The sequence below is a fragment of the Xylanibacter sp. genome (genome assembly GCF_057607445.1).
The window spans coordinates 1-25,674 of the sequence record NZ_DBLZAX010000019.1 but is presented as its reverse complement, the minus strand read 5'-3'; the positions used below and the strand labels follow the sequence as shown (position 1 = coordinate 25,674).

At 46.6% G+C, this 25,674-nt stretch carries 25 protein-coding genes; 11 read left to right on the top strand and 14 right to left on the bottom strand.

Annotation, left to right across the window (positions count from 1 at the left end; all coding sequences use genetic code 11):
• Positions 1-209: 209 nt before the first annotated feature.
• Entirely contained in the window at positions 210-1,985 is a 1,776-nt protein-coding gene (locus ACZMIG_RS12790) for a tetratricopeptide repeat protein (RefSeq protein WP_487889660.1), read from the bottom strand.
• A 493-nt stretch (positions 1,986-2,478) separates the two neighbouring features.
• Between ACZMIG_RS12790 and ACZMIG_RS12785 the strand changes: the two genes are divergently transcribed.
• Genes ACZMIG_RS12785 through ACZMIG_RS12775 form a run of 3 tightly spaced genes read left to right on the top strand, consistent with a single transcriptional unit; the run spans position 2,479 to position 4,064 of the window.
• Positions 2,479-3,039 (top strand): flavin reductase family protein, encoded by a 561-nt coding sequence (locus ACZMIG_RS12785; RefSeq protein ID WP_053399187.1) that lies wholly within the window; start codon positions 2,479-2,481, stop codon positions 3,037-3,039.
• Positions 3,040-3,093: 54 nt separating this feature from the next.
• Positions 3,094-3,555, top strand: a complete 462-nt coding sequence (gene ndk, locus ACZMIG_RS12780) for a nucleoside-diphosphate kinase (RefSeq protein ID WP_487889659.1) — start codon at positions 3,094-3,096, stop codon at positions 3,553-3,555.
• A 41-nt stretch (positions 3,556-3,596) separates the two neighbouring features.
• The gene (locus ACZMIG_RS12775; protein ID WP_021854232.1) at positions 3,597-4,064 is read left to right on the top strand and encodes a MaoC family dehydratase; all 468 of its coding nucleotides are present in this window, start codon (positions 3,597-3,599) and stop codon (positions 4,062-4,064) included.
• Positions 4,065-4,181: 117 nt separating this feature from the next.
• On the opposite strand, the gene lptB is transcribed toward ACZMIG_RS12775, so the two are convergent.
• Entirely contained in the window at positions 4,182-5,012 is an 831-nt protein-coding gene (gene lptB / locus ACZMIG_RS12770; RefSeq protein WP_287602309.1) for an LPS export ABC transporter ATP-binding protein, read from the bottom strand.
• A 165-nt stretch (positions 5,013-5,177) separates the two neighbouring features.
• On the opposite strand from lptB, the gene ACZMIG_RS12765 reads away from it, so the two are divergent.
• From ACZMIG_RS12765 to ACZMIG_RS12750, 4 genes are all read left to right on the top strand, one after another.
• Positions 5,178-5,924: an MlaE family ABC transporter permease gene (locus ACZMIG_RS12765; protein WP_021854234.1), complete on the top strand. Its 747-nt coding sequence runs from the start codon at positions 5,178-5,180 to the stop codon at positions 5,922-5,924.
• Between the two features lie 3 nt (positions 5,925-5,927).
• A complete protein-coding gene (locus ACZMIG_RS12760; protein WP_021854235.1) occupies positions 5,928-6,695 on the top strand; it encodes an ABC transporter ATP-binding protein in 768 nt (255 codons plus the stop codon).
• A gap of 309 nt (positions 6,696-7,004) precedes the next feature.
• Positions 7,005-8,084, top strand: coding sequence for a linear amide C-N hydrolase (locus tag ACZMIG_RS12755; protein ID WP_288172599.1), 1,080 nt, complete (start codon positions 7,005-7,007; stop codon positions 8,082-8,084).
• Between the two features lie 707 nt (positions 8,085-8,791).
• Positions 8,792-10,354, top strand: a complete 1,563-nt coding sequence (locus tag ACZMIG_RS12750) for an ATP-binding protein (protein ID WP_487889658.1) — start codon at positions 8,792-8,794, stop codon at positions 10,352-10,354.
• Between the two features lie 81 nt (positions 10,355-10,435).
• Here the strand turns inward: ACZMIG_RS12750 and ACZMIG_RS12745 are convergent, their stop codons facing one another.
• The 4 genes from ACZMIG_RS12745 to era form a co-directional block, all read right to left on the bottom strand.
• Complete coding sequence (locus tag ACZMIG_RS12745; RefSeq protein ID WP_021854238.1) at positions 10,436-11,401, bottom strand: hypothetical protein; 966 nt, start codon at positions 11,399-11,401, stop codon at positions 10,436-10,438.
• Between the two features lie 129 nt (positions 11,402-11,530).
• A complete protein-coding gene (locus ACZMIG_RS12740; protein WP_082335304.1) occupies positions 11,531-11,950 on the bottom strand; it encodes a hypothetical protein in 420 nt (139 codons plus the stop codon).
• Positions 11,951-11,994: 44 nt separating this feature from the next.
• Complete coding sequence (der, locus tag ACZMIG_RS12735) at positions 11,995-13,308, bottom strand: ribosome biogenesis GTPase Der (RefSeq protein WP_021854240.1); 1,314 nt, start codon at positions 13,306-13,308, stop codon at positions 11,995-11,997.
• A 212-nt stretch (positions 13,309-13,520) separates the two neighbouring features.
• Positions 13,521-14,402: a GTPase Era gene (gene era / locus ACZMIG_RS12730; RefSeq protein WP_021854241.1), complete on the bottom strand. Its 882-nt coding sequence runs from the start codon at positions 14,400-14,402 to the stop codon at positions 13,521-13,523.
• Between the two features lie 293 nt (positions 14,403-14,695).
• On the opposite strand from era, the gene ACZMIG_RS12725 reads away from it, so the two are divergent.
• The 3 genes from ACZMIG_RS12725 to ACZMIG_RS12715 all read left to right on the top strand — a co-directional run bounded on the left by ACZMIG_RS12725 (position 14,696) and on the right by ACZMIG_RS12715 (position 16,784).
• Positions 14,696-15,196, top strand: coding sequence for a hypothetical protein (locus tag ACZMIG_RS12725; RefSeq protein WP_302698304.1), 501 nt, complete (start codon positions 14,696-14,698; stop codon positions 15,194-15,196).
• A gap of 290 nt (positions 15,197-15,486) precedes the next feature.
• Positions 15,487-15,990: a hypothetical protein gene (locus ACZMIG_RS12720; RefSeq protein ID WP_487889657.1), complete on the top strand. Its 504-nt coding sequence runs from the start codon at positions 15,487-15,489 to the stop codon at positions 15,988-15,990.
• 290 nt (positions 15,991-16,280) lie between these two features.
• Positions 16,281-16,784 carry a hypothetical protein gene (locus tag ACZMIG_RS12715; protein ID WP_487889656.1) on the top strand — a complete coding sequence of 168 codons (504 nt, stop codon included), beginning with the start codon at positions 16,281-16,283 and terminating at the stop codon, positions 16,782-16,784.
• Between the two features lie 212 nt (positions 16,785-16,996).
• Here the strand turns inward: ACZMIG_RS12715 and ACZMIG_RS12710 are convergent, their stop codons facing one another.
• The 7 genes from ACZMIG_RS12710 to ACZMIG_RS12680 all read right to left on the bottom strand — a co-directional run bounded on the left by ACZMIG_RS12710 (position 16,997) and on the right by ACZMIG_RS12680 (position 23,223).
• The gene (locus ACZMIG_RS12710) at positions 16,997-17,695 is read right to left on the bottom strand and encodes an SIMPL domain-containing protein (RefSeq protein ID WP_288949049.1); all 699 of its coding nucleotides are present in this window, start codon (positions 17,693-17,695) and stop codon (positions 16,997-16,999) included.
• A gap of 308 nt (positions 17,696-18,003) precedes the next feature.
• Entirely contained in the window at positions 18,004-19,020 is a 1,017-nt protein-coding gene (locus ACZMIG_RS12705) for a beta-ketoacyl-ACP synthase III (RefSeq protein WP_021854245.1), read from the bottom strand.
• Entirely contained in the window at positions 19,020-19,205 is a 186-nt protein-coding gene (gene rpmF / locus ACZMIG_RS12700) for a 50S ribosomal protein L32 (RefSeq protein ID WP_021854246.1), read from the bottom strand. Before rpmF ends, ACZMIG_RS12705 begins: the two co-directional genes overlap by 1 nt.
• A 6-nt stretch (positions 19,206-19,211) precedes the next feature.
• Positions 19,212-19,745, bottom strand: coding sequence for a YceD family protein (locus ACZMIG_RS12695; protein WP_053399179.1), 534 nt, complete (start codon positions 19,743-19,745; stop codon positions 19,212-19,214).
• 708 nt (positions 19,746-20,453) lie between these two features.
• The gene (locus ACZMIG_RS12690; RefSeq protein WP_487889655.1) at positions 20,454-22,067 is read right to left on the bottom strand and encodes a TonB family protein; all 1,614 of its coding nucleotides are present in this window, start codon (positions 22,065-22,067) and stop codon (positions 20,454-20,456) included.
• A 44-nt stretch (positions 22,068-22,111) separates the two neighbouring features.
• The gene (locus tag ACZMIG_RS12685) at positions 22,112-22,861 is read right to left on the bottom strand and encodes a TlpA family protein disulfide reductase (protein WP_302024084.1); all 750 of its coding nucleotides are present in this window, start codon (positions 22,859-22,861) and stop codon (positions 22,112-22,114) included.
• Positions 22,858-23,223: a BlaI/MecI/CopY family transcriptional regulator gene (locus ACZMIG_RS12680; protein WP_021854251.1), complete on the bottom strand. Its 366-nt coding sequence runs from the start codon at positions 23,221-23,223 to the stop codon at positions 22,858-22,860. The genes ACZMIG_RS12685 and ACZMIG_RS12680 overlap by 4 nt, the downstream gene beginning before the upstream one ends.
• 285 nt (positions 23,224-23,508) lie before the next feature.
• On the opposite strand from ACZMIG_RS12680, the gene ACZMIG_RS12675 reads away from it, so the two are divergent.
• Positions 23,509-24,678, top strand: a complete 1,170-nt coding sequence (locus ACZMIG_RS12675) for a sensor histidine kinase (RefSeq protein ID WP_021854252.1) — start codon at positions 23,509-23,511, stop codon at positions 24,676-24,678.
• Positions 24,679-24,902: 224 nt separating this feature from the next.
• Here ACZMIG_RS12675 and ACZMIG_RS12670 read toward each other — a convergent pair whose 3' ends face one another.
• Positions 24,903-25,463 carry an STM3941 family protein gene (locus ACZMIG_RS12670; RefSeq protein WP_418874325.1) on the bottom strand — a complete coding sequence of 187 codons (561 nt, stop codon included), beginning with the start codon at positions 25,461-25,463 and terminating at the stop codon, positions 24,903-24,905.
• Between the last annotated feature and the right edge of the window lie 211 nt (positions 25,464-25,674).

The window sequence follows — 25,674 nt, the reverse complement described above, 5'->3', positions numbered from 1 at the left end:
GGACTTACATTCTGAATGTCTGCCTCACACAGCTTGTTTTTATCTGCAATAACAACAGAGGTCATCACCTGCTGATTATTTCATCGCTTTAAAGTTTGTCAAATATACAAACATTGAAAAACTTTAGGTGAACAATCAGCTTAACAAAACTTCACCATATTGTTCCGTCCATGCCATAAAACTTTGGAAATCAACATATTACAAAGCATCTAAAAATCACGGATAAAGGCATCAAAGTCTCTCGATGAACCTTTCTTGCCGAGCATTTTACCATACAGGCGAACCTTAGCCATGCCGATGGAACTGTACGAATAAGACGATATGTTGCATATCTCTTTCGAGGTCAGACCGGCCTTTACCATGCAGCATATCCACATCTCATTGCTACGTATGTCGGGATAAAACTCCTTTAGGCGCAAGGTGAAATCACCGTATGCCTTGTTCAGAGCCTCAACAAGCATGTGATAATCGGCAGATGTAGGTTTTGCAATCGGATCGTGATAAAGTTTATACACATCCGTATCGGCCAGATCTGCCACAAGCAGCTCGCCGTGCTTCTGCTCAAAGGCTGTCAAGGCGTCTTTATATTTCAGCATCTCGGCCTCATTGCGGATAAGTTCCTGCCGCAGTTCCGACAGTGTCTGGTTTGATGCCGTCAGTTCATTTTCAAGTAAGGCTATGCGCTCCTTGTTCTGCTGCGCGCGCTGTTTTTCCTTCATGCTGCGCTCGAGGCGATAACGTCTCACTCGCTCCAGCTGCTCCCGTTGCTTTCTCTTGCGCTTGAGATACATCCCAAGCAAAGCCACCGAAGCAATAACCACCACAACAACCAGTATAGACATTACTGCCGCAAGGCGTAACTGCGAGGAGGCCAAAGCCGCATTTTTACGCTCCACATCTATACTCTTTTCCACCTGCGACAACATGTCCGATGTTTCCTTCAGCTCACTTGTTTCCACAGAGTCAGAATATACAGAATATTTCTCATAATATTCCATTGCCTCGTCACGCTTGCCCTGCTTATTTAAAATTCTTATTAAATCCTGACACGCATCTCTTTTTTCTGTATTATTACTGTAAATCATCCCTCTCTTATTATAAGCCACGGCAGAATCAAGTTGTCCCGTATGCTCAAAATAATATGCCCAAACATAATAATGAGATGATATGTCTTTGTCTGTCATTGCAAGAAAGGGCGTATTCAATGCCGCATAGGCTTCATCAAGCCGACCTTCTTCAATATATATACCGGCCAATTCCTCCATAACCATATTATAAAGGTTCGCGTCATCAATAGCCTTTGCCTTTTTTGCAGCTTGCCGATAATAAGGTATAGCCGTGTTGTTCTGCTTGAGATAGCTGTACGACCGCCCAATGTCTCTCAACGAATAAATATCTGTAACCTGTGCGCCGGCCTTCTTGGCATATCCGTATGCCAACTTATTATATCGCAACGCATCTTTATGCAAGCCCTTCACCTCATAAACATATCCTGCCCATGTGGCGGCACGGGCTTTGTAGCGGTTGATGACAGAATCGTTCTCCGCGTCAACGGCAATGGCCTTGTTGAACGATGTAAGGGCGTGGCCGTAGAGATGCATGTCGCAATAAACGCGGCCGAGAAGATAGTCAGCACGTACGCGCTGAAGGGCACTGCCGTAAGAATCATAACACCCTGCGGCTATACGTATGGCCGAGTCTGACACATGCAGGATGTAGCATTTGTCGTCGGCTTCGGTGCGCGACAGAGCATACCACAGGCGAAAGTCTTTACCCGAACGGCATATTTCGAGTGAGTCGTGCTTCAATATCGCCAACGCGCTGTCGGGATGTTCCTCCATAAGGCTGTCGGCTGTGCGCAATATGCCCTCCGCCCTGCCTCCGTCACGACAGGAAAAGAATGTTGTGCAGAGCAGCAAGAGGGGGAGTATTCTTGTAGTTAAAGAAGTTAAAGAAGTTATAGTAGTTAAAGGAGTTAAAGTCATATGCCCTGTAGTATTTTATCTTGAGTGAAGTCATCCGAATTGTGTCTTACCGTGAGCATTGCCCGCAAAGTCTGTTTTAAACGTTTGACATCAGTTCTTTATAGTGTTTTTGCATTTTAGGCAGTGAACAGACAATTTCTGCGCAGTGCAAATATAATAAATTCATTTTAATTGGCTTACTACTTACATTCAAATTCTTCACTCCCGGCTTTCACAACTCCGCATTTGGATTGTTCGCTTTTCACTTTTAACTTTCGCAAGACGGGAGTTAAAGGAGTCAAAGTAGTTATCGCCAACAAGTTGGCTAGGAGTTAAAGTCAAATGCCTTGTTGCTATAAAAACATCTCAACATTTGGATTCTTCACTCTTCGTTCTTCACTCTTCACTTAATCTTCAATCGGATTGTTCGCTTTTCACTTAAATAATTTGCCTGTGTCAGACAAAGTTTGTATTTTTGTAAGTTAACTTTCAGTTATCAAAGAACTTAAGCATTATGAGAAAGAATTTTGGAGCAAAGCCGCTGACATATCCGCAGCCGGTGTTCATCATAGCAACATACGGCGAAGACGGCACACCCGACGCCATGAACGCAGCGTGGGGCGGCATAAGCGAGATAAAAGAGATAAGCATGTGTCTCAGCGCAGGACACAAGACAGTGAAGAACATACTGAAACGCAAAGCATTCACGGTGAGCATGGCCGACGCCGCACATATCGTGGCATGCGACTATGTAGGACTTGTGTCGGGAAACAATGTGCCCGACAAGTTTGAGCGTGCAGGATTTCATGCCACCAAGTCGGAGTTTGTCGATGCTCCGCTGATAGACGAACTTGCCGTGGCCGTTGAGTGCCGTCTGATAGACTATAATCCTGATACGTGCATACTGCGCGGCGAGATTGTGAACGTAAGCGTTGACGAGAGCGTTATAGGCGAAGACGGAAAGGTTGACGTAGAGAAGGCAGCCCCAGTGATATTCGACCCGTTCAACAACGAATACCGCAAGATCGGCGCCAAGGCAGGCAACGCTTTCTCTGACGGCAAGGAGCTGAAATGACACGCCGCAACGGCAACAACTGAACATAGAAAAACCTTAATATCAAAACATAACATGGAAAGAACACTAATACTGCTGAAGCCCTGCACAGTGCAGAGAAGGCTTATCGGAGAAATAATAAACCGCATTGAGCGCAAAGGCCTGCGCATTGTGGGCATGAAGATGATGCAGCTGACAGACGAACTGCTCAACGAACACTACGCCCACCTGGCCGAAAGACCGTTCTTTAAATTCGTGAAAGCCTCAATGATGGCTGCCCCGGTGGTGGCTCTGTGTGTTGAGGGATGCGAGGCAGTTGAAGTGGTGCGCACCATAACGGGAGCCACCAACGGACGCAAGGCTGCGCCGGGAACAATAAGAGGCGACTACTCTATGAGCGGACAGGAGAACATAATACATGCTTCTGACAGCACGGAGAACGCCGCAACAGAGATTAAGCGATTCTTCAAGCCCGAAGAGCTGTTTGACTATGCCGACCCGCTGGCGCAGTATCTCTACAGTCCCGACGGAGTATGATTGAAATCAACTAATTTACAAATCTATAAACATCAAGAAAAGTGAGTAAAGTAATTATCAACAGTTATGAAGAGTTTGCCGCTCTGCTCGGCAAGAACATCGGAGTGTCTGACTATGTAGAGCTGACACAGGAACGCATAAACATGTTTGCCGACGCCACACTGGACCATCAGTGGATACACGTAGACCAGGAGCGCGCAAAGACAGAGAGCCCGTTCAAGACAACTATAGCCCACGGCTATCTCACGCTGTCGATGCTGCCCTATCTGTGGAACCAGATCATTGAGGTAAACAACCTGAAGATGATGGTGAACTACGGCATGGACAAGATGAAGTTCGGACAGGCCGTAAAATCAGGCGAATCAATACGCCTCGTGGCCGACCTGCACAGCATTGAGAACCTGCGCGGAACGGTAAAAGCCGAAATAAAGTTCAGTATTGAGATAAAGGATTCGCCCAAGAAAGCCCTGACCGGCATTGCGACATTCCTGTACTATTTCAATAAATAATTTTTTTAATTCATAATTCACAATTCATAATTCATAATTGGGTGGCGGATATGCCGTTTTGTTTTTTTGAAAATAATCAACCCAATTATGAATTGTGAATTGTGAATTATGAATTAATTAATTGTTTTCCTCTGCCTCGCGTGCTTTTTTCTCCTCGTCGATAAGCTGGAAGTCTTTCTTTCGGAGAACGAAGCTGTTACTGAGGTATTTCTCCCTTACAATCTTATTCTCGGCAAGCTGCTCAGGCGTACCGCGGAACAATATGCGGCCCTCGAACAGCAGATATGCACGGTCGGTGATGCTAAGGGTCTCCTGCACGTTGTGGTCGGTTATAAGGATACCGATGTTGCGGTATTTAAGCTGCCACACGATGTGCTGAATGTCCTCAACGGCAATAGGGTCTACGCCGGCAAAAGGCTCGTCGAGCATGATAAACTTAGGGTCGATGGCCAGACAGCGCGCAATCTCAGTACGGCGGCGCTCGCCTCCCGAAAGTTGGTCACCCTTGTTCTTGCGCACCTTGTTCAGGCGGAACTCGCGTATGAGGCTCTCCAGCTTTTCCTCGCGCTCGGCACGCTTCAGTCCCGTCATCTCGAGCACAGCCATGATGTTGTCTTCAACGCTCAGCTTGCGGAACACGCTTGCCTCCTGCGGCAGATAGCCTATGCCCGCCCTTGCGCGCTTGTATACAGGAAAGTCGGTTATCTCCTTGTCTCCCAGATATATATGGCCCGCGTTGGGCACGATAAGACCTGTGGTCATATAGAACGACGTTGTCTTGCCGGCACCGTTAGGTCCGAGCAGTCCGACAATCTCGCCCTGCTTCACGTTGATCGAAACGTCGTTAACAACGGTGCGCTTTCCGTAGCGCTTCACCAGTCCCTCGGCACGCAGCACCATGCCTTCGCCCTGCTGCATGCCCGCATTCAAATCTTTTTCTCCGTTCATTTAAGACTGTAACAATGTTTATTTATGCAAAAGTAGTAAAATTGTATCTAATAATATCTACAGAATCGAAAAACTCTTGAACTTGTTGCAGTTTTTTATCAATTTTTGGTTACTTTTGTAGCGGTTTCACGCCAAGAGAAATTATATAACAGACTTTTTAAGACAATGCTGATAGACAAATATCTAACAAGTTTCGGTAAATACCTGATACTTATGGGCCGTGCCTTCTCGCGGCCTGAACGCATGCGCATGTTCATGAAGCAGTATCTGAAGGAAATGTCATCGCTGGGCGTAAACTCGATAGGCATTGTGCTGCTGATATCGTTTTTTATCGGCGCAGTAATCTGCATACAGATAAAGCTGAACATACAGAGCCCGTGGATGCCGCGCTTCGTTACGGGATACGTAACGCGCGAAATCATGCTGCTCGAGTTTTCATCGTCAATAATGTGTCTTATCCTTGCCGGAAAGGTGGGCTCTAACATTGCCTCGGAGATAGGCACGATGAGAGTGACGCAGCAGATAGACGCGCTTGACATCATGGGCGTCAACTCGGCCAACTTCCTCATCCTGCCGAAAATCATGGGCATGATAACCATCATGCCGTTCCTGGTTATATTCAGCACGGCATCAGGCATCATCGGCGCCTACGCCACCTCATATCTGGGACACGTGATAAGCGCGGAAGACCTTACGATAGGCTTGCAGCACGACTTCAACCCGTGGTTTATGTATATGAGCATCATCAAGAGCCTCTTCTTCGCGTTCATCATCACGAGCGTGTCGTCTTATTACGGCTACACCGTTGAGGGAGGCTCGGTCGAGGTGGGCAAGTCGAGCACCAACGCCGTGGTTACAAGCAGCGTGCTTGTGCTGTTCTCCGACGTATTTTTAACTCAAATACTTTCATAGGCCATGATTGAAGTTAAGAACCTCTGCAAATCCTTCGGTGAGAAAGAAGTGCTGAAAGACATCAGCACAGTTTTTGACAGCGGAAAGACAAACCTGATAATCGGACAAAGCGGCTCGGGAAAGACCGTGCTCGTGAAGAACCTCGTGGGACTGCTCGAGCCTACAAGCGGCGACGTGCTCTACGACGGACGCAACTTCATGGCCATGGACAAGAAGGAGAAGATAATGCTGCGCAGGGAGATGGGCATGATTTTCCAGAGCGCGGCGCTGTTCGACTCGATGACGGTGCTCGAGAACGTGATGTTCCCGCTCGACATGTTCTCTAACATGAACCTCCGCGAGCGCATACAGCGCGCCAAGACATGTCTCGACCGCGTAAATCTGAAGGACGCCGGATCAAAGTTTCCGGGCGAACTCTCGGGCGGTATGCAGAAGCGTGTGGCAATAGCCAGAGCCATAGCGCTTAATCCTAAATATCTGTTCTGCGACGAGCCTAACTCAGGACTCGACCCTAAGACGTCGCTCGTGATTGACGAACTGCTGCACAGCATCACGCACGAGTTTAACATCACCACGATTATAAACACTCACGACATGAACTCGGTGATGGGCATAGGCGAGAACATCATCTTCATATACGAAGGACACAAGGAATGGCAGGGCGTGAGCGCCGACATTATGGGCTCGAGCAACCAGAAGCTGACCGACTTCATATTTGCGAGCGATCTGCTCAAAAAGATGCGCAACGCCGTGATTAACAAGGAAATGTAAACAACAGAAATATCAACAGAGACGGCATCCGCGTTGTGCGGATGCCGTTTTTTATTGTACCGTCTGACGACATGAGATAAAAACATCAGTGACAGCACACCTTAATAAGATGAACAGACTTGACCTTAATCATTAAATTTACAAATAAACGGACTTATGCATTGCGGTGTCAAAACTATTCTGTATCTTTGGATAATGGCAGACAAGAGCCCCTACGGCGAAAACAAAGAAAGGCCGGCATAAGAAAAAGGGGCCGGGCAGCTGCCTAAAAGAAACAATAATCAACAAAAAAACAAAGAGATTATGAGAATGAAACTATTAGCCGTAATGGCCGCAGCGGCCCTGATGGCAACAAGCACACAGCAGGCAGAAGCCTGCACAGGCATAACACTGAAGACTGCCGACGGAACAAGCATCCCGGCAAGAACTATCGAATGGGGCGGAAGCGACCTTAACAGCAAGTATGTAATCGTGCCGAGAGGATATACGCAGCAGTCGTATATACCGGGCGGACAGAAGAACGGACTGCAGTTTACAGCCAAATACGGATATGTAGGTCTGGCCGTTGAGCAGGAGGAATTTGTGGCTGAAGGCCTTAACGAGAAAGGACTGTCGGCCGGTCTGTTCTACTTTCCGAGATACGGACAGTATGAGGCTTACAGCGAAGCTAACCGCCAGTCGAGCATAGCCGACCTGCAGCTGGTATCATGGATTCTGGGCAACTTCAGCACCGTAGACGAGGTAATTGAAGGAATGAAAGACGTTCATGTGGTGGCAATAGACCCGAGAGCCTCAACAGTTCACTGGCGCATAACCGAGCCGTCGGGCCGTCAGATAGTGATAGAGATAACCGAAGGAAAGGTGAACGTGTTTGAAAACAAACTGGGCGTGCTGACCAACTCGCCTGGCTTTGAATGGCAGATGACCAATCTGAACAACTACGTAAACCTCTATCCCGGCACGGCACAGGCAAAGACATTAGACGGCACAGCCCTCACGTCGTTTGGCGCCGGCAGCGGATTCTTAGGCATACCGGGCGACGTAACTCCGCCTTCACGCTTTGTGCGCGCGGCGTTCTATCAGGCAACGGCTCCGAAAAAACAGACTGCCGAAGAAACCGTGCTGCAGTGTTTCCAGATACTCAACAACTTCGACATACCCGTAGGCATTGAGTTTGCCGACGGCGAGACTCCAGCTGACATTCCAAGCGCAACGCAATGGACATCAGCCACGGACATGAAGAACTTGGCGATATACTACCGCACGATGCACAACAGCGCCATAAGGAAGTTTGACCTGAAGACAATAAAATTCGACAAGGTGAAATATCAGGCCGTACTGCTCGACGCTACAAAGAATCAGCCCATAACGACGGTCAAGGTAAAGTAAGAATATTGAGGAGCAGGAAGTTATCTACATACATTCGGTCTGCATCTGCAACATGCAATAACCTGACAAGCGGACAAAGGCAATAATGTTTTGCCTTTGTCCGCTTATTTTATTCGGCAGGAACCATGGTTCATGCTATAACAAGCACACAGACGAAGCCGGCACTCAACGACAGACAGGCGCAAAAGCAACATACAGCAGCCATGCATATAAAGATGTTCTGCCATGCCCTCGCCCATCTGAAAATGAAACCTTGCAATACAAACAAAATTACTCTATGGTTTACGGATAAAAAGTGGGCCGTTTTTGCATAAAAAGTGGCCCATTTACGAGTCGTAAACAAGCCACTAACAGTTTAAAACTAAAACAGTGGGATTATCTTAACAAACAGGCGTTAAAATTTAGTGCAAATTACCATCTAAAACATAAAACCGATAAAAAGTTACGATTTTCGGGTGCTTTTCAACTCATTGTAAATATAATTCCACAAAATCTGATTAAAGTCCGCAAATACTTACATACTTTTTACCGGATATTTATAAAAATCATACTTTTTCATCATATAATTCAAAGAATATAGAAGGCGGCTCGGAACTGTCAAAACAAAAAACATCAGTTTTCTTTTGACTTTTCACTCGCCTTTCACTATCTTTGCATAAGGCATGAAGGCAACACGTTACAGACGGATGCCGCATGACGTAACAAAAATGAAGAGAGAAATGGAAAGACTTTATCCGATAGGCATACAAAACTTTGAAGACCTGAGACGCAACGGGTATATATATGTAGACAAGACGGCACTGATACACCGCCTTGTACGCACAGGCAAATATTATTTTCTCGGCCGCCCGCGACGCTTCGGAAAAAGTCTGATGATTTCTACTCTGGAGGCTTATTTCCAGGGAAAACGCGAACTGTTCAAGGGACTCGACATTGAAATATTGGAAAAAGAATGGACAGTCAGACCTGTGCTGCACCTAGATCTGAACAGCCGTAACTATAATGGGATAGAATCTCTAAAAGCAATATTAAACCAGCATCTTGAAAAATGGGAAAAGATGTATGGATGTGAGAAACAAAACAGAGCACCTGAAGAGCGTTTTGCATATATAATTGAGCATGCGGCAAAACAGACCGGACAGAACGTGGCTATACTCATAGACGAATATGACAAGCCACTGATACAGGCCATCGGAAACGAAAAGCTGCAAGATGAATACCGCAACACGCTTAAAGCATTCTACGGCAACCTGAAATCGTGCGACGGATATATCAAGTTTGCCATTCTTACAGGCGTAACCAGATTCAGCAGGGTAAGCATATTCAGCGACCTGAACAACCTGAACGACATAACAATGGACGACAATTATTCTGCCTTATGCGGAATAACCGAAAAGGAACTGAAGGGAAACTTTGAGCCTGACATCAGGCAACTGGCCGAAAAGATGAACATATCGTTCGACGAAACTTGCAACCGGCTGAAAAAACTTTATGACGGATATCATTTCACCGAAAACGGCGAAGGCATGTACAATCCGTTCAGCCTGCTGAACACATTCTACAGGATGGAACTCGACAACTACTGGTTTGCCACAGGCACCCCTACCCTGCTCGTAAAGATGCTGAAGCAGAACGACTATCGTCTGAGCAATCTTACAGAAGGCGTGCAGGCTTCGTCTTATGAGCTCAACGGAATGGAGAACACGGAGAACAACCCCGTGCCTATGTTCTTCCAGACCGGATATCTGACAATAAAAGACTACGACAAGGAGTTTAAGACATATACACTGAGATTTCCCAACGAGGAAGTTGAACACGGATTTATCAACTTTCTCATGCCGAGCTATGTCAACATAAACGAACATGAGTCGGCTTTTCAGATAATGAACTTTGTAAAGGAGGTAAGAGCCGGAAAGATTGACGACTTCATGGCGCGCCTGCAAAGCTTCATGGCCGGCACGCCCTACGAACTGGCACGTCAGCAGGAACTTCACTATCAGAACGTGCTCTACATAATGTTCGGCCTGCTGGGATTTTATACAGAAGCCGAGTACCACACGTCGCAGGGAAGAATAGACATGGTGGTAAAGACAAAGGAATATATCTACGTCATGGAGTTTAAGCTTGAAGGCACTGCGGAAGAGGCCATAAAGCAAATCAACGAGAAACAATATGCTGCCCCGTTTGCATCAGACCCGAGAAAGCTGTACAAGATAGGTGTAAACTTCAGCCGCGAGACTAGGAATATAGAAAGGTGGATAGTGGAATAGCACTATCCTCGACAAACAGGACATACCGGCAATATTACTGAATTCGCAAACAGTAATATTGCTGTACGTAAACGTTTCTTATTATCTTTGATAATTGATTTCCGGCGGTCCGAAAGGTATCGGTCCGGGCATCGGCGTAAACTCAGGCATAATCATCGGACCTTGCTTCTTGTTGTTCTTAAACACAGCCTCATCAAGCACTTCTTTTACCAGCCAACCCACAGGCAGTTCAAGCGTAAACTTTTCGCTGAATTTTATCTTAGGCGTTATTATCGGCGACGTAACCCAACGGCCGGCAAACGAGTCATAATATCGCTCAACACCCACATCCATGCCGAACGTTTCACCCATTAAGCTCAAGAAACCTCCGTAACCGCTCGAACCCATATAAGGCATGGCTCCCATCGTGTAGTACGACTGCCCGGTATAATAACGGCCAAATATGGTGGCCGAGACGTTTTCGTTGAAGTTATAGGTAACAGAGCCCCTGAAGCCAAACATGGTGTTCATGTTGCGCCACATAGAATAGCGGTCGGCTGATACTCCTCCGGCAAAGGTGAAGTTGCCGACATTCTGCACCGCGCTGAACGACACGTTCTGGTTAGACATCAGAGCAGGCATGGTGGTGCGCGAGCCGGAACCAATAAGATAGCCGTTCTTCCATGAAGTGACGACACCGCTGCGGCTGAAGTCGTAGGCATAAGGCGATGCAGTAAACTTCGGTTCGGGCATGCCGTAAAGCATTATGCGCTCTATACTGTCAACATGAAACTTTGGTTTGGGAGGCAGAACCGACGACATCATCCTGCTGAATGTGCTATTCGTAAAACGGCTTTCGGGCAAAGGCGCCGAAAACTCAGGCGAATAGGCATCATGCATAAGCTTATCCTGAAATGCTGACGGCACGGAATCAGTAATGTCATTGCCGCCGTCGTTGATTTTAGAACTGCCGAAAGGCTCTTGGGCAAAGACCGGAAAGACGAAGGACAACAGGCATACAAGGGCCATTGTTCTTCTGCGGACAAACTGACTGATATTAAATTCCATACCGCAAAATAATTTAATTACCGTGACGGTTGTTCAACTTTTGACAAGCTGCTGCATCCGCAACCGACAGCACAACGTACAACCCGCAGACAGGGCCAAGGACTTAGCCGAAACAACGTCTAAAATGCCCTATCGCATAAGCCAACGGTTCTTATGGAAAACCATTGGTACGACAACTTCCTCGTTAAGGCTGTCGCCGAAACAGAACACAAGGAAAGCTTCGGCTGCATGGACAGACTTGTCTGTCTTTTCAATATGGATTGTGTCGTTGACACAGTTCATTATCCTGACTTCGCGTATGCCGTGATGCTCCTCTTTGACACGTTCAACAAACATCTTGGCATTGGCCTCGAGCTCTTCGCGATAGCCGTCGGGGATGGTGTCGGCAAGATACATGCCGCGAACAAAATATGCATAATTTCCGGCCAGCAGCGAGTCGTAATACTCCTTTGCGGCCTTGGCTGCAGCGATATCGTTTTTATGTTCTTCGCTGCACGCAAAGAACATAAAAACGCAAAAAGTGAATATGACGAAAAATATTTTTCTCATTTAATTATATTAGCATCTATAAAACATGGCCAACGCGCCACAAGTTATTTTTGCCTGATAAAGATGTTTATCGGCGAGCCCGTGAGAGTCCAGTTCTCGCGAATCTTGTTCTCGAGGAAACGTCTGTAAGGCTCCTTGATGTATTGCGGCAGATTGGCGTAGAACACGAACGAAGGAATCTGCGTGTTGGGCAACTGCGAGCAATACTTTATCTTGATATACTTGCCTTTTATCGATGGTGGCGGATAAGCCTCAATCAGCGGCAGCATAACCTCGTTGAGCTTGGTGGTTCCGATCTTGGCCTTGCGGTTGAGATAAACCTGCTTGGCTGTTTCGAGCACCTTGAATATGCGCTGCTTTGTAAGTGCCGAGGCAAAGATTATAGGGAAGTCGGTGAACGGAGCCATGCGGTTGCGTATGGCAGTAACGAAGGTATCGATGACCTTCTGGTCCTTGTTCTCTACCAAATCCCACTTGTTCACCACAACCACGAGCGATTTGTTGTTCTTCTGTATAAGCTGGAAGATGTTCATATCCTGTGCCTCGATGCCTCGTGTAGCGTCGATCATAAGTATGCAGACGTCCGAGTTTTCGATGGCGCGGATAGAACGCATCACGCTGTAGAACTCAAGATCTTCAGTAACCTTGTTCTTACGACGTATTCCGGCAGTGTCGACAAGGTAGAAATCGAAGCCGAACTTGTCGTAACGCGTATAGATACTGTCGCGCGTAGTGCCGGCTATCTCGGTTACGATGTTGCGGTCTTCGCCGATAAAGGCATTGATGATGCTGCTCTTGCCAGCGTTAGGACGGCCGACAACGGCAAAGCGAGGAATGCCGTCTTCGAGCAGTTCGCCGCTGTCGCTCTTGAACTTTGTAAGCATGAGGTCGAGCAAATCGCCCGTGCCGCTGCCCGTGGCGCTGCTTATGCACTGCGGATCGCCAAGTCCGAGCTTATAGAACTCAGCAGCACTATACTGCAGGTCGTTGTTGTCAACCTTATTGACCACCACGATAACCGGCAGCTTTGTACGACGCAGGATGGCAGCCACGTCCTCGTCCCAGTCGGTCAGACCGGTTGTAACGTCAACAAGGAAGAGCACCAGGTCGGCCTCTTCGGTGGCAATAATCACCTGCTTGCGTATTTCTTCTTCAAAGATGTCATCCGACTTTACCACCCATCCTCCGGTGTCGACAACGGAAAACTCCTTTCCGTTCCACTCGCACTTGCCGTACTGACGGTCACGTGTGGTGCCGGCGGTGTCGCTGACGATAGCACGACGCGACTTTGTGAGTCGGTTAAAAAGCGTAGACTTACCTACATTAGGGCGTCCTACTATTGCTACTAAATTTGCCATTTGTCATTTGTTTTAGAGAGATCAAGCCTGCCGGGATTCATCCTTGATACGCATGCCGGACGCTGAGTCCTGCCGCACGACGGCCGAAACGGAGGCCAACACATCTCCCTCTGGTTTATATTTATTATAGCTTCACTCTTTATCTGTTTATTCAAAGCATGCGGAATGCCGTATGTGTGCATGCCGCAAAAGCCCGAAACAGGCATCAGGAATTACTCCGGATTGTAGCCAAAGTTGTCAAGCTCTTTCTTAGAGCTGCGCCAGTCTTTGTCAACCTTGACGAACATCTCGAGGTAGATGCTCTTGCCGAAGAACTTCTCGAGAGTCTTGCGTGCCTCGGTGCTCATCTTCTTCAGGGCCACGCCCTGGTGTCCGATGATGATGCCTTTCTGCGAGTCGCGCTCAACATATATTACCGCACGTATGTGTATGTGGCGCTCGTCTTCCTTGAACGACTGCACGCTGACCTCAACAGAGTAAGGTATCTCCTTGTCGTAATAGAGCAGAATCTTCTCGCGTATTATCTCGCTCACAAAGAAACGTGCCGGCTTGTCGGTGAGCTGGTCTTTGTCGAAATAAGGCGGCGAGTCGGGCAGCAGCTCCTTAATGCGCTTCAGCAGCATGTCGATGCCAAACTTATTCTTGGCCGATATGGGCAGAATCTCAGCCTCGGGCAGCAGCTTATGCCACAGCTCAACCAGGTCGCCGAGCTTCTGCTGGTCGCTCTCGTCAATCTTGTTGATAAGCAGGAGCACCGGAATAGTCATCTTGCGCACCTTCTCGAGGAAGTCCATGTTCTTTTCGGGATTCTCCACCACGTCGGTTACATAGAGCAGCACGTCGGCGTCTTTAAGTGCCGACTCAGAGAAAGCCAACATCGACTCCTGCAGCTTATAGTTTGGCTTGAGCACTCCCGGGGTGTCGGAGAACACAATCTGCATGTCGTCCGTGTTGACGATGCCCATTATACGGTGGCGCGTGGTCTGCGCCTTGAATGTGGCAATGCTTATGCGCTCGCCTACAAGCTGATTCATCAGCGTCGACTTGCCCACGTTAGGATTACCTACAATGTTTACAAATCCTGCCTTGTGCATCTGTATTTTTATTTTGCTTGAATAAAAGATTATAATCTAAGTCTGCAAATATACGAAAAATTTTCAGCACAACCAACTAAGCAGGTTGCATGTGGCAAGAAATCAAGATAAAAGATGTTAAACTGACACTTGGAACACGTTGCCATACACCAACCGGAGAAAGCGTCCGAAGCCTGCATTAATCACCACATTATCAGGACGTTAAGCAATCCGCATGTCAATATATTCGATAACACAATAAAGTCACGGAAGGCACGTTATAACAACAGTAAATTAAACTAAAAAATATTATTATGGTCAAGAATTTTTTCATCTTTCTTATTGTGGCCATCGGCCTTTGTTCATGCGATTCGCCTGACGCGCATCTTATTGTAACCGAAGCCGACAAAGCAACCAAAGAGCTTAACGAAAAGTATTTCGACATCACTTGTGGCGAATGGTATAACGAGAAGTCTGACAGTTTGATGAAAATTTATGAATACATTAAGCTTGGAAAAGACAGAAAGAACGTACACATAACAAAAATCGTAACAAGAAAGATTGAAGAAATAAACGGCATTAAAACATACAGCAACTGGGAGATTTTCCAGAATGACACAACAACAGGAAATTGGGAACTTTGCTGCACCGACAGAGACGGCGAACTTACACAATGGATTGCTATTGAAATTGCCTATGAAAACGGAGCAATCAGAAGATTCGGCCATTTCTATTATGCCGATGCTAACGAGCTTCACACGGATATCTTCTATTTTGACAAAATGAAGCGAGGAAAAGCAGAGCCGAGTTTCTGACGAAATAAAAAAGACTTCGCAGGCTGATGTCCGGCGAAGTCTTTTGTTTATTTAAACCAACTTTATTTTTTAGGCTACAAGAACCTAAACTAAAATCACATTTTTCATACAATTTCACTGTTTAAGCCATACGGTGAAATTACATACACAGCATGCACAACGCATCTGACTGCAAAACCCTAATGACTTAAACACCGGCACATCACCTGCACTAATCCTTCAGCAAACAACACAATAAAGTCACGGAAGGCACGTTATAACAACAGTAAATTAAACTAAAAAATATTATTATGGTCAAGAAATTTTTCATCTTTCTTATTGTGGCCATCGGCCTTTGTTCATGCGATGGAGCTGAACCACACCTCATCGTAACCGAAGCGAACAAAGCAACTAAAGAGCTTAACGAAAAGTATTTCGACATTACTTGTGGCGAATGGTATAACGAGGTGTCTGACAGTACAGGAAAAATTTACGAATATATATCTCTCGGAAAAGACAGAAAGAACGTACATATAACAAAGATTGTGACAAGAGAAATTGTAAAAATCAACGGAAAAGACACCTACACTGATTGGCGAATACTAAAAAACGATACGACCAAAGGAAGCTGGAAACTGTGTTGCATAGATGAAAACGAAGAACTTATGCCATATATTGAAATAGGAACCGACCATGGCAACGGACAAATAACTACAAGATTCGGCCATTTCTACCATGCCGATGCAAACGAACTTCATGCAGACGTGTTCTATTTTGACAAAATGAAGCGAGGGAAAGCAGAGCCGAGCTTCTGACGAAATAAAAAAGACTTCGCAGGCTGATGTCCGGCGAAGTCTTTTATTTATTTAAACCAACTCAATTTTTTAGGCTACAAGAACCTAAATTAAAATCACATTTCTCATACGATTTCACTGTTTAAGCCATACGGTGAAATTACATACACAGCATGCACAACGCATCTGACTGCAAAACCCTAATGACTTAAACACCGGCACATCACCTGCACTAATCCTTCAGCAAACAACACAATAAAGTCACGGAAGGCACGTTATAACAACAGTAAATTAAACTAAAAAATATTATTATGGTCAAGAAATTTTTCATCTTTCTTATTGTGGCCATCGGCCTTTGTTCATGCGATGGAGCTGAACCACACCTCATCGTAACCGAAGCGAACAAAGCAACTAAAGAGCTTAACGAAAAGTATTTCGACATTACTTGTGGCGAATGGTATAACGAGGTGTCTGACAGTACAGGAAAAATTTACGAATATATCTATCTCGGAAAAGACAGAAAGAACGTACATATAACAAAGATTGCAACAAGAGAAATTGTAAAAATCAACGGAAAAGACACCTACACTGATTGGCGAATACTAAAAAACGATACGACCAAAGGAGACTGGAAATTGTACTGCATAGAAGAAAACGGAAATCTGACACCATATATCGAAATAGAAATATACTATGGCAACAACTGCGCAAACGGAAAAATCGGGCACTTTTACCATGCCGACGCAAACGAACTTCATGCAGACGTGTTCTATTTCGACAAAATGAAGCGAGGAAAAGCAGAGCCGAGCTTCTGACGAAATAAAAAAGACTTCGCAGGCAGATGTCCGGCGAAGTCTTTTGTTTATTTAAACCAACTCAATTTTTTAGGCTACAAGAACCTAAATTAAAATCACATTTCTCATACGATTTCACTGTTTAAGCCATACGGTGAAATTACATTCACGACATGCACAACGCATCTGACTGCAAAGCCCTAATGACTTAAACACCGGCGCATCGCCCCGCGCTAATCCTTCAGCGAATACGTAACCGTGGTAACCACACGCACCTTCTTTATGTAAGGCGTGTTGCTGTCGCGGTCTTCTATAGAAAACTGTCCCTGGTCGGCGGTCATAATCTTGTCGAGTTTGCTGTTGCTGTTTTCGGCAAACTGTGCCGCCGTCTGCTCTGCGTTCTTTATAGCCTCCTGCATCATCTTAGGCTTCATCTGCTGGAACGAGACATACTCATAAGACACTCCGCTGCCATATCCGCCGTCGACAACGGCCACGCCCTGCTTAAGCAGTTCACCCTGACGCGCAATGATGCTTCTTACGAGCTTCACGTTGCGCGACGTAACGGTAACCGTTGACGTTATGTTGTAACGGTAGTTGCGCTTTGCCATGCTGTACTGGTCGGCATTAAGGTCGATCACCACGGGGGCGTTGACGCTGATTTCGCTCTCCTTGATGCCGTTCTGCGTCAGAAAGCTCTTCACCTTGGCCGTGGTAGCGTTTATGCGCGTGTATAGCTCCGGCAGGTTGTCGCCCAGTTCCTTTGTAAGTATCGGCCATGTAACCTTGTCGGCCGCCACCTCCTTCTCGGCAAGTCCCTTCACTGTAACCTTGCGGTCTTTGTTGGTAAAATTGTCGAAACCCGACTTGATGCAGAGGCCCAATATAACGATGCCTGCCGCAATGATTGCTGATTCCCATATTCTGTTCATAGCCTATAAATGTTAAGATTTACGCCATAAATGTACGAAGTTTTTCGACATGTTGCTCTATGCGGGCCACTTTTTACCTTATGTTAACCTTTCGGACCATACCGGCAACAATATTTACGAAACTTCGGAGTAAAAACATTCAATATGAAAGAATACTGACGGCACGCACGACATCCATGCCCAAGGACAAGCCATGCCCGTGCGCACGCCACTGAATGACGCCGCGCACGGGCATGGCACAAAAAAAGAAACGCACCTGCCATATAAGGGCAGATGCGTCGTCTTTTTATCTGATATTATCTTTCTGTCTATTTTCCGACAAAGTCTGATCCGTCGTAAGCCCACTTGTAGTAAGAAGCTCCGTGAACGAATCCGGCGCCGAATGCCGTCATGATGAGGTTGTCGCCCTTCTTGAGCAGATGCTCGTTCTCCCAGATTGCGAGCGGAATAGTAGCCGCACTGGTGTTACCGAAGTGCTCAATGTTGACCATAACCTGCTCCATGGGCAGCTCAAGACGCTTGGCCACAGCCTCGATGATGCGGATGTTGGCCTGATGAGGAACCACAAAGCGGATGTTGTCCTTGTTGAGGTTGTTGCGCTCTGCTATAAGTGCGCAGTCGTCGCTCATGCTTGTAACGGCATAGCGGAACACTGTGCGTCCCTCCTGATAGAGGTAATGCAGACGGTGGTCGACCGTGAAGTGTGACGGAGGACATACCGAACCGCCGGCCTTAAGATGGAGGAAGGGAAGTCCCTTTCCGTCGGCACGGAAGTAAGAGTCCATCGCACCGATGTTCTGCTCAGTTGTGCCTTCTACGAGAACCGCTGCCGCACCGTCGCCGAAGAGAGGGCATGTGCTGCGGTCTTTATAGTCGACAACTGACGACATCTTGTCGGCTCCGATTACTATTATCCTCTTGTAGCGTCCGCTCTGTATCATCGACGTTGCCACGTCGAACGAATAGAGGAAGCCGCAACAAGCAGCCCAAAAGTCGAAAGCAAACGCGTTTTTCAGTCCCAGCTTGCCTATAACGATAGATGCTGTTGACGGAAAAGCATAATCGGCTGTCGAGGTGGAAACGATGACAGCATCGATGGTATCGGGGTCGACGCCCGTTTTCTTAAGGAGCTGCTTTGCAGCCTTGCGCGCCATGTATGACGTGCCGAGGCCTTCCTCGGTGAGGATGCGGCGCTCCTTGATGCCGACACGCGTCATAATCCACTCATCGTTGGTGTCTACCATTCTTGACAGTTCCTCGTTGTTGAGGACATAGTCAGGAACGTAACCGCCGATTCCTGTGATTATTGCGTTTATTTTCTCCATTATTCAGCTGTTTCCTTTACAATAGCGATCTTACCTCTGTAGTAACCGCATGTCGGGCAAACTGTGTGATAAATATGATAAGCGCCGCAGTTAGGGCATACTGCCAGTGTAGGAGCTACAGCCTTGTCATGAGTTCTTCTTTTAAGTGTACGTGTCTTTGACTGTCTTCTTTTAGGATGTGCCATTTTCTTTTAATCTTTAATTATTGTTTTTAATTTTTCTAATTCACTCCAACGCGGGTCCACGGGCTTCTCCTCATCGCCATCACTGCTTCGGGCAGCTGAATGCTCTTCGAGAGCTTTTATCATCGCAGGGTTGCATTTTCCAGGTGCATGCACATGCTTAATGGGTATGCTGAGGGCTATGAACTCGTATATAAACCATGAAACGTCGAGCCGGCCTTCGTCGCGCTCTACCGTTATGAGGTCGTCGTCTTCTGAATATTCTTCTCCAAACTTAACCGTCAGCCTGTTGTCAGAGCTTACGGGCTGCTCCATGTCGTCGAGACAGATGTCGCACGGAACATTGACTGTGCCTTCTGAGTGGAAGTTGAGCTCGAAATACTCTGACGTGCGCTGAACTCTCAGCTCCACCTCTACCGCTCCGCTCCTTACCTCAGGACCGTCTACAGCCTCAAAATAAGCATTGTCGAGGTCGTACTTAAAGATGGTTTCGCCCTCCTTAAGACCTTTCAAATCAATTTTAAAAGACTCTAAACTGCACATTTTTTGATGAATAAAATAAATGACTTCATGCGCACGGAATTACAGCAGCACCCCGGGTGCTTCTTCCACACGCATCGCCTTTGGGCTGCAAAGTTACAAATTATTTTTTATTCTTGTATTACAAATGCCGAAAATTTCATGTATTTATAGACTAAAGTGGCATTGTTTCACCATGTTGCAGCATTTATCTGCTGTTTAGGAGCATGTTAAAAGTATTGACAAATGGCACGTGCCGCATAATTATATGCCGCAAATGCCTACTGCCGGTGCGTGCATATGCATTAAAATATGGCTGCTTATGACATATACCAAACGCCTAAACGGCACATAGGCTGCGTGGCAGGGCTTATACCTCACGGCGCACACGGAGGGCACTGAATACGGCTCCGGCATTCATAAATTTCACACCGGGCATACGCCCGTTTACGGCGTCCCGGCTGCCATTTGGCAAGCTGTTTCAGCCGTCCGTGTAACGCATTGTGTATCAATGCGTTGTAAAAGGCCGTCTTTTATGCTCTAAAACATGGTCTTTTACATGCTGAAAGGTGGCCTTTCGCAACGCAAAAGGCCACCTTTTGAAAACCAGCAGGCATCCATCGCCCTGTCTGTTGGCTCTGCACGCCGTTATGAGCCTGTGGCGTGAGGCAACAAAAGTATATCTTAGCGATGCCGGCCGGAACATGTCCGGGCGGCCGATGCATCTTCATCTTATTTCTTGGTGCTTACCACAATGGCGCCGTTCTTGGCTTGTTCGCCAAATTTTTCAACGGCAGACTCGCCTTTAAACACCTCTATGCTATTTATTTTATCTGCGCTTATCTTTTTCAGTTCGGCGGCACTGACGTGCACACCGTCTACGACATAATATACATCATCGCTAAAGGCAATATTGCTGCCGGCGGCTTTCTGGCTTTCGCTGTCAGGTCCGCCGTCCATGCGGAAGTTCACTGGCAAAGTGTAACGCACGTTTACTGCCTCGCCGCGCTGATAGCCCGGCACCCATTTTGGCATGGCGGCAACCACTCTGACAGCCTCGGCGTCGAGTTCTGGACTGACGTTTCTTATTGGCTTAACATCTCTAACGGTGCCGTCCTTGCCTATAACGAACTGCACTATCACCTTGCCTTGTATGCCGGCTTTGGCGGCTTCGGCAGGGTATTTTATGTTATCGCGCAGGTATGCCATAAGGGCATTAGTTCCGCCGGGATAGCGCGGCTGATCCTCGACAACGTCGAACACACGGCCGTCATCTTTTGAGGCGCCGACAGTAACGCCTGCCACACGCCCCCTGAGGCTGTCGGCGGCGGCTGTCTCCGTCGCAGCGGCTTCAGCCGGCATGCCTGCGGCGCCGGCCTCGCCAGTGCTCATGGCCAGATGCTCGGCCGTGCCCGGCATGCTTCTAACAACAGAATTTACGAGAGCATTGCTGTCGTGCTCTATCTCCTTACTCAAGCTTTCGGCCTTCGGCGTGGCAAAAGCCACTACGGCAACGGCCGCAACGGGAACAGTAAGCAATATCTTGGCGCGGTTCCACGGGTTAGACTTTTTAATCAGCATCATAGTTATTCGTTTTTTTAGTGAGTTATGATTTAGATTGTTTGCCATACTGAATAGCCGCTCGCCCACGGCCTTGCGTATCAGAAGGAGCTGATATTCGGATGCGTCGGCACCGCTCTGTATCACGGCCTCGTCGGCCTCATACTCGTGTATGTTCTGCAGCTCGCGGCGCAGCAGCCATGCGGCGGGATTAAACCACTGGAATATCAGCAGCATGTTGCACAGCATTATGTCGAGCGAGTGGCGGCGCGCTATGTGTGCCTTTTCGTGTATTAGTATTTCGCTGCGGCCGCTTTCATAGTCGCTCCTGCTTATCACGATGTTGTTAAACCAGCTGAACGGCGCCACGTCATCATCAATCACTACTATCTTTATGCCTTCGGCGGTTGTAACAGAGTATTTTCCCGAGATAAGCCTATGCAGCCTTACGAGCGAGCATATCTCGCCTACAAGGAACAAAGCCACACCTATTATATATATGGCGAAGAGCACCTGTATGAGCGTCGGGCCCGAGGGCGCAGGGCCGTCGTCTACAACGCCCATGGCCAGCAGCTGCTCTATCTGCACCATTCCGTCGTAAGCCACGGTTGGCTCGTCCACAGATATGTTCACAAACGGCAGCACGAGCGACAGCAGCATGAGCAGCAACAGCGTGGCGCGGTTGAACGCATGAAACGTGTCGCGGCTGAGCAGCAGTTTGTAAAATAGGTAGAAAGCCGCCAGGCATATCGCCACCTTTATCGAATATATGAAAAACATTCCCATGGCATTATCGTTTTTTTATCCGTATTTTTATCCTCAAACCGGTCTCAGCGCACGGCCGAAACTTTCTTTATAGCCTCAAGCATATCGTGGCGTTTCTGGCCGTTGGTTCCTATGATCAGCTTGCGCACCACTCCGTCCTTGTCTATCAGCACCGTCGTAGGCGTCTGCTGCACCATGAACATCTCCCAAAGTGTCCTGTCGCCGGCTACTTGCGTGAACCTGAAGTTCTGCCGTTCTACGATGTCTTTTATTTCTTCAAACGAATTATACGTAACGGCAAGGAAGTTTACATCAGGACATTCGTCTTTCCATTTGCTTATCTCAGGCATCTCCCTTATGCACGGCCCGCAGCCTGTGTACCAGAAGTTGAGCACCAGCGCGCGGCCTTTGGTTGATGCGTTGTCCCACACACGGCCGTCTACATCTTTCACGCTGAACTGCCCTATCGTGTCGCCTTCGGCAATTCTGGTCTTCTTCGGCACGTTGTAAACCATCTTCATTGCCATAGATTCTCTTACCTGTGCCTGCTCAATCCAGTAGTCGGCGTTGGGCACATCTTCCTTTTTCACGGCATAGCGCTTAGATTCGTCACTTAGCTTGACGCCCTTTATCGCCATGATTTTGTTGCCGTCATGGTCCGACAGGATTATTACACCAACCTGTTTTCCGTCAACATCCGACGGCATTTCGTTAAAGAAGCAGCCGTCTATGAGAAGTTTCGGCAGTTTTCCGTCGGCAAAAGAGCTTGCAGAAATACACAGGGCGAGCAACAATGTAAGCAGCAGTTTCTTCATTTTTTGTTCTCCTCAACCTTTTTTATGAGGTCTTTCAGCTCGTCGAGCGATATTTTCTCTTCGCTTACGAGTGTTGACACCACTCCAAGATACGACTTGCCGAAGAACTTGTTGACAACGTTATTAAGCGAACCGCGCTTATAGCCTTCACGCGATATCTTCGGGAAATAGGCGTATGTGCGTGTCTTCAGGTTGCGGTGAGACAGGAAGCCTTTGTCTTCCAGTATATGCACAAGTGTTGAAAGCGTGTTTACATGCGGCTTCGGATCGTCATACAAAGCCTGCAACTCGCGTATCTGCATCTCGCCCTTGTCCCAATAATGGTTCATTATCTCTTCTTCTTTGTTTGTCAATGATTTCATAGCTATTTGTTTTTTGTTTACCGCAAAGTAACTAAATAGGTTAGTTATATGCAAAAATATGTGTGTTAATAAAATTAAAACGGACGCACTTTTAACTAAACAGCTTAGTTTATTAACAATGTAAACGGTCTATTTAACTAAACAGAATAGTTTAAACATGCGTTCCGCCCAATCCTTTTCTTTCAGCAGAATCATGCTGCATGCTCAATGCCGATGCGCAGCCTGCGGCATCATTTTAATGCGCGCGCAAACAATATTATTATTTTTAAGGCGTTATAAAACTGTATGCAGTGGACAGACCGAATAAGACAGGTGAAGATAATACTCGTGCTGGCGGCCATAATTATTGCCGTTGCTTCTCTTATTGTGTCCAATAATCTTGTAAAGAAGCTTGCAGACGAAGAACACAACAAGATGGAAGTATGGGCTGAAGCCATGCGCTCGCTTAACAAAGCAGACGAAAACACTGATCTCAATCTTGTCCTTAAGGTCATAAACGAAAACAACACCATACCGGTAATTGTTACCGACTCGAAACGCAACGTGCAGATTTACCGCAACGTCAACCTTAAAGGCGTAAACTATGAGGACAGCCTGAAAAATGCCGGAAGCATAAGCGAAAAATTGCTTAACGAAGGAAAATTCATCAGGATTTATCTCGACGACAGCCTTAAGAATGATTATATCAACGTGTGCTACGACGATTCTGTCATTCTGAAACGCCTGTCTACGTATCCTTACATCCAGCTTGGAGTTGTCATGCTGTTTGTTGTTGTTGCGATATTCGCACTGCTTACATCCAAAAAGGCAGAGCAAAACAAGGTGTGGGTAGGTCTGTCCAAGGAAACAGCCCACCAGCTCGGCACGCCTATTTCGAGCCTTATGGCATGGACAGAGATATTAAAGGAGAATTATCCTGACGACGAGCTGATACCCGAAATGGATAAAGACGTCAAGAGACTTGAACTTATAGCCGAGCGTTTCTCAAAGATAGGTTCACTGCCGGAGCCTGTTCCTTCAAGCCTTATGGACGTCATGACTCATGTAATCGACTACATGGACCGGCGTACTTCGTCAAAAGTAACCTTCATAAAAGAGTTTCCCGAAAACGACATAACAGTAAGAATAAACAGTTCGCTCTTCGAATGGGTAATCGAAAATCTGTGTAAAAACGCTGTAGATGCAATGGAAGGATGCGGCACAATAACGCTTCACGTCGAGGAAACGGCATCGAGAGTAATCATTGAAGTTACTGACACAGGCAAAGGTATAAAGAAAAAGAACATAAGAAATGTTTTCAAACCTGGCTTTACAACAAAAAAACGTGGCTGGGGCCTGGGACTGTCGTTGGCAAAACGAATCGTTGAGGAATATCATAAAGGCCGCATATTCGTGAAAAACTCAGAAATAGGCAAAGGCACAACATTCAGAATTGAACTGACAAAGCGTGCATGAGAGCGTTTTTAGAGCAATATCGGTAAGGAACAATAGTTCAGGTCCATATATCACGTTTCGATGCACAATTAGCCGGCGAAAATAAAAGTCTATTCTCATTACGTTCAAGATTGCCTTTCATCAGACAACTTCTGTCCGTTCAGGCGTTCATTCAACGGGTGGCAAATATCATCTCCATTCATTCTAAGATTAGCCGGCAAAATAAAAGTCTTTTTACATTATGTTCAAGATTGCCTTTCATCAGACAACTTCTGTCCGTTCAGGCGTTCATTCAACGGGTGGCAAATATCATCTCCATTCATTCTAAGATTAGAGACATAAATAGTTTCCATAGCTCCTGTTACATAGAAATTAAATGCCATCAACTTTTTGACTATACCTGAAGTGGTTCTAGATTTCATTTTCTTCAAAAAATATGGGTCCTTGTAGTCAATGGCTATTTGCATGGTACTATTAATTTTAATTAGTCTGAAACTCTTTACATCTGCAAGATATATTGTATTATACCCTGCTTTAAATTGCACGTAATGCTCCACCCTGTCATCATAGATAATTAAATATGGTATGCGTTTTTTGGTTTTATAAAGAGTGGTGACACCCAAGAACGATCCAACTCCTCCCAAAAATATCACACTAAGCCAGCACACTATAAATTTAATCACAAACCTGCAAGATTCATCCTCGTCAATTATCATATATACTCCACCTACAGCAAAAAGCATGCAGCATAGAAACAACAACTGATTTTTCCTGCAACTTTGGTATATTTTAATTTCAGTTTCCATAATTTATCTGATATTTCATTCGAAATAACGGACTCCATTACTTATCATTCCCATCCGTCCCATCCGTCTCATTAGTCTTATTAGTCTCATAAGTCCCATACTCCGTGGGGCCAAAAAAAAAGAGTCCCTGACGTCATAACTGACGTCAGGGACTCAACTCTGAAAAAAAAGGCGGCCTCCTACTCTCCCGCATTGCATTGCAGTACCATCG